At 39.1% G+C, this 15,752-nt stretch carries 4 protein-coding genes; all 4 read left to right on the top strand.

The genetic code is table 11. The features are described from left to right. The first annotated feature begins 803 nt into the window (after positions 1–803). Positions 804–3,035, top strand: a complete 2,232-nt coding sequence (locus FFR48_RS17350; RefSeq protein WP_137668236.1) for a DUF839 domain-containing protein — start codon at positions 804–806, stop codon at positions 3,033–3,035. Between the two features lie 434 nt (positions 3,036–3,469). After that, the gene (locus FFR48_RS17345; RefSeq protein WP_371851457.1) at positions 3,470–7,558 is read left to right on the top strand and encodes a glycerophosphodiester phosphodiesterase family protein; all 4,089 of its coding nucleotides are present in this window, start codon (positions 3,470–3,472) and stop codon (positions 7,556–7,558) included. Between the two features lie 185 nt (positions 7,559–7,743). After that, positions 7,744–11,790: a phytase gene (locus tag FFR48_RS17340; protein WP_137668234.1), complete on the top strand. Its 4,047-nt coding sequence runs from the start codon at positions 7,744–7,746 to the stop codon at positions 11,788–11,790. A gap of 247 nt (positions 11,791–12,037) precedes the next feature. Continuing rightward, a partial coding sequence (locus FFR48_RS17335; protein ID WP_201277637.1) for a choice-of-anchor I family protein occupies positions 12,038–15,752 on the top strand: 3,715 nt, incomplete at its 3' end.

Here is a 15,752-nt window from a genome sequence, read left to right as displayed (position 1 = left end):
GCGACTGTTCGAGTTCTGTCATGGAGATTGTTGTGGTGATCCTTGCTACGAAGCGGTCTTTTCTGACCAAGGTTGGGACGGTCTACCACTTCCTCTAACATACCTCTAAGATACAAGGTTGGGTTAAATAAAATGCAACTCAACAGATTTATTATTATTAGTTGATGTTGGGTTTCCTTGCGTCAACCCAACCTACGTACTACGTACTATTTGCAATCAAATAATAAAAACTTACAAAATAAATGTCTCTTAATTACTATCCATAACCTTTTCATAACTAAAACAGGACTTACGCAAAAGGGAACGAAAGTAGGGGTAATTCATGAATTACCCCTACGCAAGAATAAGGTTTTCAGTCACATCTTCCGTAAGTCCTATAAAAATTAAATTTTAAACCTAAATTTTTTAATCAAGAGACAGTGTAATGATAGTCCTACCTTAACCTTTGCGTGAGAGTTTGATTTTGATTAGGACGTAATACTCATACTCAACAATTAAGTTTTCGTAGATTATACTCGGCTAAGACTTACGTATTGTACAGATTAACCATGATATGTATGAACAATATTTGGTTGTTTCAGGCTTTTGGGGATGAAGTTTATACAAATAGCGATAGCGAAGCGCTGTTGCAAGCAGTTCGCCCAAAAATCAACGAAAAATTACGTTAAAAAGCCTGAAACCCATACCTCATATTTGGTTGTTCCTGTCAATGCGTAAGTCCTATCGACAATTAGGTTTTCATAGATTTGCCAAATTCGGACTTATTGGCTCGTTACAAACTACAAAGAGGATAAAAGAATCTTATGGCTATATTCGATACAACTCAACCCTCTCAAGTTAAAGGATTAAATGGTTACACCGTTGACCCTATTTTTACCGTTGGCGACAAGATCGGAAACTATGTTCCTCCCGGTATTCTTGACGGTATTGGCGCTTACTCACTCAACGATACAACCGTTCGTTTATTAGTTGTTAATGAGATAGCGGCTACGGATGGTTATAAGTACACCCTGAAAAACGGTACACAACTCCCCGGTGCAAGAATTAACTATTTCGATGTTGACAAGCGCACATTGAAAATCGTTGATGCTGGGTTAGCCTTTGACACCATTATCAACCGCAAAGGTGAAGTTGTTGATGCTGCTGCTGATTTACAATTTTCTGGTATTCAACGTTTCTGTTCTGCTGCTTTGTTTGAGGCCAACCAATTTGGTGCAGGTATTGGTTTAGCCGATCGTATTTTCTTCTCTGGTGAAGAAACCTATGGTGGGACACAATTTGCTTTAGATACCAAAACCAATGTCTTATATGCTGTTCCTGCGTTTGGTCGTGCTGCATGGGAAAACGTCACCGAGTTGAATACAGGCCGCACTGACAAAGTTGCTTTTTTAATTGGTGATGATCGCGGACCTGCACCTCTAATTCTCTACATTGGTGACAAGAATGCCAAGAATGATGGTAGTTTCTTAGACCGCAATGGACTTGGACAAGGTAAGCTTTATGTTTGGGTTGCTGATGACCCCAACAATGCTACTGATCCAATCGAAGCTGATCCTAGAGACTTCAAAGGTACAAACAACTCTACCGTTGGTAGGTTTGTAGAGATCAAATATTATGACCCTGCTCTTGTTAATACTGCTGTTGATAGTCCAGACCCAGATAGCAGCATTCAAAATGAACCTGGTTATGATGATCAAGGCTTTGCCACTCAAGCACAGCAAGATAAATTAGCCGCAGATGTCAAAGCATTCTTGTTTTCTCGGCCTGAAGATTTATCTACCAATCCTCAAGACGGTACACAAGTAGTCCTAGCTTCCACAGGACGTGAAAGTATATTTGGTGGTGTAGATACCTATGGAACGACCTATAAAATTGATATTGACTTCAATAATATCAATACTGGTGGCATCTCAGCGAAAATAGACATTTTATTTGATGGTAACTTCACCAAAGATGCCAGTCTCCGTAACCCTGATAACCTGGATTGGGCTGATGATGGCAAAATCTACATTAACGAAGATCGGGCTGGTACCGCAGCTATTTTTGCAGGAACATCCAAACAAGAAGCTTCCATTTGGAGAATTGATCCTTCAAATGCTGATCCTTCCTCAACCCTGACCCGAATTGGTCAGGTAGATCGTACTGCCCTTCCAGCAACTCAAACTGACTCTAGCCCCACTGATATCGGTAACTGGGAAACTTCCGGTATCCTTGATGTTTCTACTCTGTTTGGTAATGCTCCTGGTACACAGTTTATATTTGATGTTCAAGCCCATAGTCTTCTGAATGGTTCAATCATTACCGCCACAAATATTGATGGCAATGGTGATGGAACTAAAACTAGACAAGAAAATCTGGTTGAAGGTGGTCAGTTATCTTTCTTGATCGCACCTAATGCTTCTTTGATACAGGATTCTAACTTGGTATTTGCTACTCCTGCTACAGATAAATTAATAGCTGGAAAAGACTTTGATGGTGTGAATGATGTGGTTTTCACTGGTGCTGGTGATGATACGGTAGATGTTCCTTTAGGTGGTTCTTTAGTTGGCGATAACCGTATCTTTACTGGTCGTGGTGCTGATACTATTTATGTAGGAAATGGCGATCGCACTTTTGGTGGTAGTGGTGATGATGAAATAGACGCTACTGAAGCTAGTGGTTATCGTCTTTCTGGTGGCGTAGGAAATGATACTTTCTTCCTGGGCGCAGATGGTCGCGCTTTAGGTGGTGAAGGTGCTGATACTTTCTATGTTCAAGAAGGTGGTGACAATTTAATTTCTGGTGGTGCAGGTGCTGATGAGTTTTGGATCTTGACTGGTGATTTACCTGCTACTGCAAATACCATTCTTGATTTTAGTATCGGTACAGATATCTTAGGTATTGGTGGTAAAGGTGCTGGTTTTGGTTTTGATGATCTGACCTTGACTGGTAATAATATTGCCATTGGCAGCCAAACTATAGCCGTTCTTAAGAATGTAGATACTAGCAAATTAACTGCTGCTAATTTTGTTTTTGACTCCTTAGGATTGGTTTAAGATTGCTAGAGCTATGAAGTTGGGAATGTTTTGATTTTGTTTAGGACTTACCCAAGATAAGACTAAAAACCTGATTCTTGCGTAGGGGTAATTCATGAATTACCCCTACATTCGTTTTGTTCTGCGTAAGTCCTGTTTTTAAATAAATCCTAGGTTTTAATTTTTTAACCTTTTAACCTTTTATTTTACCTGACTTATTTTTTTCTTAATCTTTATATGAAATGAATAGTGACTAGCGATCAAAAAGGCAAAAGGCAAGAAGTAGATAAACATCACTTATTGCCTATTCTTTAGTTAAAAACTCTCTCATACTTATCTAAATTATCGTCTCGATTTAGAAAGAAACAGATAAGGTTCTGAGTGCTTCCCAGTAAACAAGGCAAAAACTAAGATAAGAACACGGAGATAAATATATGGTTCAGAATGTTGAATTAATTGGATTTTCATCTCTTCCCTCTGATACGTTTACATCACTACCAACTTCTTCTGGTAATCAAATTACTGGCAATACCAATGGTAGAACTATTCCATTTTCAGGACAACCAATACAAGGTTTTAGTGGTATACAATTTGCAGGTGATCAAAGTTTTTATTTTTTGTCAGATAATGGTTACGGTAGTAAAGGTAATAGTGCAGATTATTTACTGCGAATTTATCAAGTAGACCCAGACTTTGCAGGAACAGAAAATGGTGATGGTAGTGTTGAAGTTTTAGGATATATTCAACTATCTGATCCTGATCGTAAAGTTCCTTTTACCATAGTCAATGAAGGAACTGTGAAGCGGGAACTCACCGGGGCTGACTTTGATGTAGAGTCCTTTGTAATTGATGCTAAGGGCGATATTTGGGTCGGTGATGAATTTGGAACTTACCTACTACATTTCAATAGCAATGGTGTATTACTAGATGCCCCCTTCCCTACTCCTAACCCCGTTAAACTAAATACCCTCAACGGTCAAGCACCAATTGTGATCGGACATCGTGGTGCAAGTGGTGAACTGCCAGAACATACAATAGAAGCCTACCGCCTGGCGATTTTACGCGGTGCAGACTTCATTGAACCAGATTTGGTATCTACTAAGGATGGGGTCTTAATTGCCCGTCATGAACCAAATCTCATCAATACTACTGATGTAGCTAGTCGTGCTGAATTTGCTAGTCGGAAAAAGACGGTGTTGGTAGATGGTGTGGCTGAAGAAGGTTTCTTTGCTTCCGACTTTACCTTGGCAGAAATTAAAACTCTGCGGGCTGTAATGCCTCAAGGTTTCCGGGATCAGTTATACAACGGTCTTCTCCAAGTTCCTACCCTGGGCGAAATTATTGATTTGGTGAAAGAGGTTGAGGTACAAACTGGCAAGAAAATCGGTATTTATCCTGAAACCAAACACCCCACTTATCACGACAATTTGGGTTTGTCTCTGGAAGAAAAACTGATTGACACCCTCACAGCCAAAGGATTTACTGATCCCAAACGGATTTTCATTCAGTCCTTTGAAGTCAGCAATCTCAAGGATTTAAACAATACCATCATGCCGGCGGCTGGTGTGAATCTTCCCTTAGTGCAATTGCTTGATGCCTACGATGTCGCCAACGATGGCACACTTTTGTATCAAGATGTTTACGCTCGTCCTTATGATTTCACTGTTAAGGGAGATACTCGCACCTATGGAGATTTATTAACTCCTGCTGGTTTGAAAGAAATTGCTGCCTACGCTGATGGTATTGGACCTTGGAAACGGCAGATTGTTTCTGTGAAAACAGTTGATAACAATAATGATGGCCAACCTGACGATCTCAATAACGATGGTGTGATTAACGATGCGGATAAAGTTACCCTAGAACCCACCAGCTTGGTTAGTGATGCCCACAAAGAGGGTTTGGTTGTTCATCCCTATACTTTCCGTAATGAAGGTCGCTTTCTGGCTTCAAGTTACAATAACAATCCTGAGTTGGAGTACCGTCAATTCATTAGTTTGGGTGTAGATGGTTACTTTACTGACTTCCCAGGGACAGGAGACTTAGTTCGGGATCAAATTACGGCGAATCAAGTACGATCGCCCCAAAATCCCACTGTTCTCTCTACTCCTAAATTTGATACCCTCACAGGTAAAGCCCCCATCGTCATCGGCCACCGGGGTGCAAGTGGTGAACGTCCAGAACATACAATAGAAGCCTATAAATTAGCGATCGCTCAAGGTGCAGATTTCGTTGAACCCGATTTAGTGGTAACAAAAGATGGTGTCTTAATTGCCCGTCACGAACCTATGTTAGCAGTCGCTGTTCTCAATGCTGACGGCACAATTCAACGAGATGCTAATAATAAGCCAGTTATCAATTCTACCAATACAAGTACGGATGTTTACCTCCGTGATAAATTTAGCGATCGCCTGAAAATCAAAAATTTAGATGGTCGCAATGTGGCAGGTTGGTTTGCTGAAGACTTTACTCTGGCAGAGGTCAAGGAACTAAATGCGATTGAACGGATTCCTGCTTTGCGTGGTACTACTTTTGATCAAGATGGATTGAAAGTACCCACTCTGAAAGAAGTCATTGATTTGGTGAAACAAGTTGAATTAGAAACAGGTCGCAAAATCGGTATCTATCCCGAAACTAAACATCCTACTTTCTTTGATCAGCAAGGTATCAATACTAGCCAAATCTTAGCAGACACCCTCAAAGCTGAGAACTTTACCGACCCATCTCGGATCTTCATTCAATCCTTTGAAGTTAGCAACCTCAAGGCACTGAAAAACACCATTATGCCCGCTGCTGGGATTGATATTCCGCTAGTGCAATTGTTTGGTGGTTCAGGTCGCCCTTATGATTTTGTAGTCAGTGGTGATAACCGCACCTATACGGATATTTCTACACCAGCAGGTTTAACAGAAATTGCTACTTACGCCAAGGGGATTGGACCGAATAAACAGCGGATTATTCCTCAGTTGACTGTAGATGCCGATAATAATGGACAGCCTGATGATCTCAATGGTGATGGTCAAATTAGTGATGGCGATCGCGTTTTAGGCACGCCCACAAACCTCATTCAAAATGCCCACAATGCCGGTTTAATCGTTCACCTCTACACTTTAAGAAATGACGAGTTCTTCCTTCCCGATACTTACAAAAACGACCCCGGTGCAGAGTTCCGTAAGTTCATTGATTTGGGTGTAGACGGCTTTTTTACCGACTTCCCCAAAACAGGGCGACAAGTTCTAGTTAATGATTACCTAGCTGGTACAGGCTATGCCAATCCCAACGGGAATTTAAATACCCCTTACTTCAATAATTCACCGGAATACTTTGCTCCCAATCAGCCCTACTACGGCAACCTCGTAACGCCAAACCTCAACCGCTCCCAAGGCTTTGAAGGCATGGCATTTAGTCCTGACCGTCAAACCTTATATCCTCTCCTGGAAGGAACTGTTGTCGGCGATCCTGTTGGGTCATTACGGATTTATAAGTTCGATGTAGCCAGCAAAAGCTACCAAGGTTTGGTAGGACGCTATCAATTAGCAAGTACCAGTAATGCGATTGGTGATTTCACCCCCATCAATAACAACGAGTTCCTAATTATTGAACGGGATAATAACCAAGGTAGTACAGCCGCTTTCAAGAAGATATTCAAAGTTGACTTCAGTAAAATTGATGCCAACGGTTTTGTCTCCAAGGAGGAAGTAGCAGACCTACTCAATATCAAAGATCCTAATGACCTCAACAAAGATGGTAAAACTACCTTTACTTTTCCATTTGTCACCATTGAAAGTGTGATAGCTATTGATGAAAATACCATTGTCGTAACTAATGACAATAACTATCCCTTCTCTGTTGGTCGTGGTCCTGATATTGACAACAATGAAGTTATAGTTCTCAAATTAGATCAACCTCTTAACTTAGCTTCAGAACTCGGTGAACCACCACAAGACCTGGTTACAGGTACACCAAATGCAGATATGTTGATAGGTGGAACAGACTTTGATGCTATCAGAGATATAGTTTTCACCGGTGCAGGAAATGATGAAGTAGATGTTCCCACTGGTGGTAGTCGCGCAGGTGATAACCGCATTGCTACAGGTAGTGGTGCTGATACTGTCTTTGTGGGAGATGGCGATCGCGCTTTTGGTGGTAGTGGAAATGATACATTAGACGCTACCGACGCAACAGGTTATCGTCTCTCCGGTGGTGCAGGAAATGACATTTTATACCTGGGTGCAGATGGTCGCGCTTTAGGTGGAGATGGTGATGATAAATTCTTTGTGCAAGGAGGTGGTGGTAATTTAATTTCTGGTGGTGCAGGTGCGGATCAGTTTTGGATCGTTAACGGTGATCTACCTGCTGCTGCTAATACCATCCTTGACTTTAGCATGGGTACGGATGTTTTAGGTATTGGTGGTCAAGGTGCTGGTTTTGGTTTTGATGATCTGACCTTAACTGGTAATAGTATTGCGATCGGTACAACAACCATTGCTATTTTGAACGGTGTGAACACCGCAACTTTAACTGCTGCTAACTTCGCTTTTGTTTAAAACTAGCAGGTATTAAATCAGATCCCCGACTTCTTCAAGAAATCGGGGATCTATTTCATTAATCAAATATTAAACTAATTTCAACTTTTGACAATATAATCTTAACTTTTAACTGATATATTTAAACCACTATTTACGAATTAGCTAGATTTTTCTGAATTGAATCTGCACCAGAGGAAAAAATAATGGTAACTAATCAAATAGTCCGCTTTTCCCAGTTTAACGCTTCTTTGAATCGTAATTCTGAAAATCAATTAGTCACTGATTTATCTACTCCTAATAACTCCCAAGCGAAAGCTGTAGCAGAAATCATCCAACGTGCTAACCCGAATATACTGCTGATTAATGAATTTGATTATGTAGAATCTAACCCTCTCCAACCAGTCCAGTTATTTCAACAAAATTATTTAGGAATTAGCCAAAATGGCGCAACTCCCGTTAACTATCCCTACGTTTATATTGCACCTTCTAACACAGGTATTGCCTCTGGATTTGATTTAGACAATAATGGTACTATAGGCGGTGGTAATGATGCTTTTGGTTTTGGTAACTTCCCCGGACAATTTGGGATGTTACTGTTATCACAGTATCCTATAGATACGCCAAATGTTCGCACCTTCCAAAATTTTCTCTGGAAGGATATGCCCGGAAATTTACTCACAAATGACCCTAGCACAAACGCAAATCTCAGTGGTTTTTATTCACCCGAAGAAATTGATATTTTGCGTCTTTCTTCTAAAAGTCATTGGGATGTACCCATTTTAATTAATGGTGAAACAGTTCACGTTTTAGTTAGTCATCCTACACCCCCAGTATTTGATGGTGCGGAAGACAGAAACGGAAAACGCAATCATGATGAAATTCGTTTTTGGGCTGATTACATTACCCCAGAAATAGGCGATTATATCTATGATGATAGTGATAAAATAGGCGGTTTAGCCGCTGGTTCTAGCTTTGTAATTATGGGTGATCAAAATGCTGATCCTTTTGATGGAGATAGCTTTGAAAATGCCATTTTACAACTGTTACAAAATCCTAGTATCAACACTAATTTTATTCCTAGCAGTCCCGGTGGTGCAGAAAAAGGAGCTTCACAAGGCGGTGCAAATGCTAATCACAATGGTAATAGTTATTTTGACACCGCAGATTTTGCTGATGGAACTCCGGGAAATTTACGAGTTGATTATGTTTTACCTTCTTCAAATTTAAAAATCACTAACTCCGCTGTATTTTGGCCTCTGCAAGCAGACCCGAATTTTGCACCTGTGGGTAATTTTCCTTTTCCTAGTTCCGATCATCGTTTAGTTTTTGCGGATTTAGAAATAGGTGCAACAGAACCAGGAAAAACGGTAACAGATATAAAATTTCAAGACCGAGAAATTATTTCTACAAGTTTTGTTCCCTCTGGTCCAGCAGGAATAGTTAATGGTACACCACAGATACGACTAGGTGGTTTATCAGGTGTCACCTATGATGCTACTAATAATGTTTATTATGCCATTTCTGATGATCGTTCAGCTTTAGCACCTGCGCGGTTTTACACTTTTACCATTGATGAAAATGGAGTCACTTTTACTAATGTCACTTCTTTAAAAGATAGTAATGGTAACTTCTTTGCACTTAATACTGTCGATCCTGAAGATATTGTTTTAACTAACAATGGTACTGTTTTTATTACCTCAGAAGGTGAAGTTAGACCAGATTTAGGTTCTGCTCGTGTGACTGACCCATTTATTAAAGAGTTTGATTTGCTAACAGGACAAGAAATCAAAACTTTGCCTATTCCCAATAAATTTTTACCTGTGGTAGAAGACACTAATAATGATGGAATTGTCAATGCAGGTGATACACAAATATCAGGAGTTAGAAACAACTTAGCTTTTGAAAGTCTCAGCATTACACCTGATCAAAAAACCCTATTTACAGCAACAGAAAATGCTCTTTTTCAAGATGGTGGAATTGCTTCTACTACCAAAGGTAGTTTATCACGGATTTTGCAATACAATTTAATCAGTGAACAACCAGAAAAGGAATATTTGTACATCACTGATAATGCGTTAGTTCCTAATCCTACTACTGCTTTTACCGATAATGGTTTAGTGGATTTATTAGCTATTGATAATCGGGGAACAATTTTAGCATTAGAGCGAAGTTTTGCCACTGGTGTAGGGAATACGATTAAAATTTATCAAATCACTTTGCAAGCTGCTACAGATATAAGCACTATTGACTCGTTAGCTGGTTTGAGTGATACAGAAATTAATGATTTAGCAGTTAAAAAAACTCTACTGTTAAATTTAAATGATTTAAAATTACCTAACGGAACTGATAATATTGAAGGTTTGGCTTTTGGGCAGAAATTAGCAGATGGTAGTCAATCAATTGTCTTAGTTAGTGATAATAATTTTAGTGCAAGTCAGTTTACGCACATTTTAACTTTAAGTGCTGATTTAGTTTCCACAGCTACACCTGCATTAGAAACCCGTCCTGATTTATTTGATGATGAAGATCCAGAACAAGCAATAGTAGATCAAAATGCTGATGCGGATGATCCTGCTATTTATGTTCATCCTACTAATTCTGAAAATAGTTTAGTATTAACTTCTGTCAAAAATGCCGGGTTGCGTGTTTATGATTTAGCTGGGAATTTATTACAGACAATTAACCCAGGAAATATCCGTTACAATAATATTGACTTGCAATATGGCTTTCAATTAGGAAATCAAAAAATTGATATTGCCGTAGCAAGCGACAGAGGAAATGACAAACTCGTAATCTTCAAAATTAACCCCAATGCTACCAATGGCAATTATTTAGAAGATATCACCGATGATAACATCGGCACAATTTTCCAAGCTGCACCTTTTGAACCTCCCTATGAACCATCTTCTCGCAGTGCTTACGGATTAACAATTTATCGCAGTCCCTACACTGATGATTACTATGTTTTCACAGGAAGACGAGAAACCGGAGATATTGCCCAATTGAAATTAATTGACATCGGTAATGGTAAAATCGGTGCAGAAAGAGTGAGAGAATTTACCGTTCCCAAAATTAATGATATTGACCCCCAAACTGAAGGAATGGTTGCGGATCAAGAAACTGGTTTTCTCTACATTGGTCAAGAAAATGTTGGTATTTGGAAATATGACGCAGAACCCAAGGGTAGCAACACAGGTATACTGATTGATCAAGTTAAAGATTTGGGTGGTAGTAATTTAGTTGCTGATGTTGAAGGTTTAACTATTTACTATGGTGCGAATGGAACAGGTTATTTACTTGCATCTAGTCAAGGAGATAATACCTTTGCAGTATACAATCGTGAAGGAAATAACGAATTTTTAGGACGGTTTGCAATTGGTAATAATGGTGCAATTGATAGTGTACAAGAATCCGATGGTGCAGATGTAATTAACGTTCCCCTTGGTGCTAATTTCCCATTCGGTTTATTTGTCACCCAAGATGGTAATAACGACCCTGCTAAATTAGTAGAAGATGATGGAGAATTAGAAAACGTCAACAGCAATTTTAAATTTGTTCCTTGGGAAAACATTGTTAACACCCTTCCCGATATCCTGAAAATTGACACTATCAGTTATGACCCCCGCAACCCAAAATCCCAGATCAAGCAATTGATCAATGGTACTCCCAATGCAGATAAATTAATAGCTGGAACAGACTTTGATGGTATCAGAGATATTGTTTTTACTGGTGCAGGAAACGATGAAGTAGATGTTCCCTTTGGAGGAGTTTTAGCAAGTAACAACCGCATTGCTACGGGTAGCGGTGCTGATACTGTCTTTGTAGGAAATGGCGATCGCGCTTTTGGTGGTAGTGGTGATGATGAAATAGACGCTACTGAAGCTAGTGGTTATCGTGTTTCTGGTGGTGCAGGAAATGACATCTTCTACCTGGGTGCAGATGGTCGCGCTTTAGGTGGTGAAGGTGATGATAAATTCTATGTTCAAGAAGGTGGTGGCAATTTAATTTCTGGTGGTGCAGGTGCGGATCAGTTTTGGATCTTGACTGGTGATTTACCTCCTGCTGCAAATACCATCCTTGACTTTAGCATGGGTACGGATGTTTTAGGTATTGCTGGTCAAGGTGCTGGTTTCGGTTTTGATGATCTGACCTTGAGTGGTAATAGTATTATCATTAATGGAACAACCGTTGCAGTTCTCAATGGTGTTAATACTGCAACTTTAACTGCTGATAACTTCGCATTTGTGTAAAAATTTCGGCAAATAGGGAGAGGATGGTTTATTTCACCTCTCCTATCTTTTGAAATTTCAAGTTTCAAATTTGCTATCAACTTGTATTAATATCTAATTTTTTAAACTATTGTTAGTTATCTCTTAACTTAACCGGTATAGTTTTTTGTTTGTAGTCAGGGTTTTAACCCTTGTGTTAGAATTACTATAGGACTAAAGTCCTTACTAGCAACTTAGTCGCATTCAAGCAATAATTCTAGAAATAAAAATGACAAATTACATCCGACTTAACCATATTGGTACTGTCAATTTAAGTGGTGCAGAAATTTCTGATTTTGACTCCAAAACTCAACGCTTATTCGTAACTGGAGAAGCTGAAGGTAAACCTGTTCTGCAAGTAGTTGATATTTCAGATCCACAGCATCTTACACAAATTAATCAACAAATTAATCAAATTGATCTTTCTAGTTTAGGCGCAGGAATCCAAAGTGTAGCGGTTAGACCAGGAACAGGAACAGCAAATAGCATTGTTGCTGTCGCTATCTCTGGGAATAATATCACTGATCCAGGTATAGTTGCTTTTTACGATGCTTTTACTCTCACGAAAATTTCCCAAGTGACAGTAGGTGCTTTACCTGACATGATCACCTTCACTCCTGATGGTAGTAAATTACTGGTTGCTAACGAAGGAGAACCCAGCGAAGATTATACCATTGATCCTGAAGGTTCAATTAGTATCATTGATGTTTCTGGAGATATTGCCAGTTTAGACAATTCTAAAGTTACCACTGCAACCTTCACTGCATTTAATGGACAGATAACTACATTAAAAGCAGCAGGAGTAAGAATTTTTGGACCTAACGCTACAGTAGCTCAAGATTTAGAACCAGAATATATTGCAGTTTCTCCTGATGGTAAAACGGCTTTTATCACATTACAAGACAATAACGCTATTGCAATTCTTAATATTGATAGCAGAACTATTACTGATGTTGTACCTCTGGGTTATAAAGACCATAATTTACCAGGAAATGCTCTAGACGCTAGTGATAGAGATGTTAATGGAACTTCCGCAGGTGGTGGTAAAATTAACATTAAAAACTGGCCTATTTTTGGAATGTACCAACCTGACGGTATTAGCTCTTTTCAAATTAATGGTACAACCTATTATATTACTGCTAATGAAGGAGATGCTCGCATCCGTCCTACAGCAAATAATAGTTTTGGTAATGAAGGATCAATATTTAATGAAGAAGCTAGAGTTTCTACCTTAAATCTTGATCCCACAGTTTTTCCTGATGCTACCGAGTTGAAAAGACCGCAAAACTTGGGACGTTTAACTGTTACCAATAAACTAGGAGATATAGATGGAGACGGAGATTATGATCAGCTTTATGCTTTCGGCGCTCGTTCTTTCTCTATATGGGATAGCCAAGGTAAATTAGTCTTTGATAGTGGCGATCAATTAGAGCAAATTACAGCCCAAAAAACTCCTACACTTTTTAATGCTAATAATGGTTCTACCAGTGATCGTGATACTCGTTCTGATAATAAAGGACCAGAACCAGAAAGTGTAGTTGTGGGTGTAATTGATGGTGTACCCTATGGGTTTATTGGTTTAGAACGTGCTGGTGGTGGGGTGATGGTTTATAACCTCAGTAACCCAAATGCACCGGAGTTTGTACAATATATTAGAACTCCTGGTGATATCAGTCCAGAAGGTTTAAAATTCATTGCTGCTGAAGATAGTCCCAGTAATAAACCGATGCTGGCAGTATCTCATGAAGTGAGTAATACTGTGACTTTATATGAAATTCTGCCACCACCAACTTTAACTAATTATGAATTTCAAAACCTTCCACTATTAGGAACAACTTCCGCCGGTCAAAATATCTTGTTAGGTGGTTTTTCTGGGTTGTATTTCCAAGGGATAGCAGATAACGGTAATCTGCAATTTGTCACCCATACAGATAGAGGTCCTAATGGTGAACCTACAGGACAAAATAGACCATTTTTGTTACCTGCTTTTCAACCAGAAATAGTTAGCTTTGAATTGAATAAAATTACTGGTGAAATCACAATTACCAAAAGAACTGGGTTATTTAGAGAAGATGGTACAACCCCATTAACTGGACGACCAAATTTACAAGCTCGTGCAGGTGGTGCAGCTTATACTGATGAAATTGGTGTTAATTTAGATGATCAAATTTTAGAAAATGATCCCTTTGGTGCAGATTTAGAAGGTATTGTTATTGCACCTAATGGTGATTTTTGGATGGTGGATGAATACCGTCCAGCAATTTATCATTTTGATGCTGATGGTAAGTTAATTGCTCGTTTTATTCCCCAAGGAACAGCAGCAGCAGCAAGTCAACCTGAAGGAACTTTTGGCACGGAAGTATTACCAGTAGTTTACGCTCAACGTCGCAATAACCGGGGTTTTGAAGCTGTAGCTTTGGAAGGTAATAAGCTTTATGCTTTTATTCAAAGTGCAATTGATAATCCTGATGTTACTAATGATGCAAATTCTAGAAATTCTCGAAATTTAAGAATTTTAGAATTTGATGTAGCTACTCAACAGGTAACTGGTGAATATCTCTATTTACTTGATGATATTGCTGGAACTGGTAACGCCAAAACTGATAAAATTGGTGATGCTGTTTCCTTGGGTGGTGGTAAATTTGCTGTTGTCGAAAGAGATGATTTAAGTAATGAAAATTCTAACAAACTCATCTATAAAATTGATTTAGCAGGGGCGACAAATATTAATAATCCTGCTAACTTTAACTTACCTAATGGTAAAACAATTGAGCAGTTAACAAAAGCAGAATTAACTACTGCGGGAATTTCTGTAGTTAGTAAACAACTGATTGTTAATGCTGCTGAGGTAGGTTATACAGGAGTTGAAAAGTTAGAGGGTTTAGCATTAGTTGATCGCAATACTTTAGCTTTACTTAATGATAATGATTTCAGTGTCGGTGGTACAACAATTCCTATAAAATTAGGGATTTTGGAATTATCAAAAAACATTGTTCCTCAATACGGTAATGATGGTGATGATGAACTTTTTGCAGAGAATGATGATACCTTAATTGGTGGTTTGGGTAATGATAGTTTATATGCTGAGGGAAGTTCAGGAAATAACTATCTAGAAGGTGGTGAAGATGATGATTTCTTGGTTGTTGTTGAAGGTGAAAATAACAAATTAAATGGTGGTGCTGGAAATGATCTACTGTTTGTTGTTGAAGGAAATCAAAACCAATTAAATGGTGATGATGGAGATGATAAGCTATATGTGATTGAAGGTAGCTTCAATACTCTCAAAGGTGGAATGGGAAATGATTTCCTAAACACATCAAGTACAGCAGGAAACAACATCTTAGAGGGTGGTGATGGTGATGATACTCTGATTGGGTATTTAGCCAGCGACAAGTTATTTGGTGATGCAGGAAATGATTCTCTGTACGCTGGTAAACTAGGTACAGAAATGACTGGCGGTGCTGGTTTAGACCGCTTTTATTTTGGTAATGGCTCTATCCCTGATGTAGCCGCAGAAGTATTAGACTTTACCAAAGGCGATGATAAGGTTATTATTACTGGTATTCCCCAGGCTCAAAGTTTTGAAAATATCATCCTCGTAAAAGATGGCAATGATACCCTTGTCAAAGTTGTGATAGAGGGTATGGAGAGAACCTTTGGCATTTTAAGAAATGTCCAAGCAGATACTCTAACAGCAGATGACTTTGGGTTTATAGTTCCCGTTTTCTCCATTGCTGATGCTTCCGCAGTTGAAGGTAATGCTATCACTTTCACCATCACTCGCACTGGTGACATTTTAGCGGATCAAACAGTAAATGTAGCCACATCCATAGCTAGTGGTGACACAGCAAGTGCAAATGACTTTACTGAAAAAACAGAAACTCTAACATTTGCACAAGGTGAAACAAGCAAGACTTTCACAGTTCAGACAACTCCAGACACCT

This window comes from Sphaerospermopsis reniformis (assembly GCF_005402885.1).
GTDB classification, from domain to species: Bacteria; Cyanobacteriota; Cyanobacteriia; order Cyanobacteriales; family Nostocaceae; genus Sphaerospermopsis; species Sphaerospermopsis kisseleviana.
This window is presented reverse-complemented; position numbering and strand designations above follow the sequence as displayed.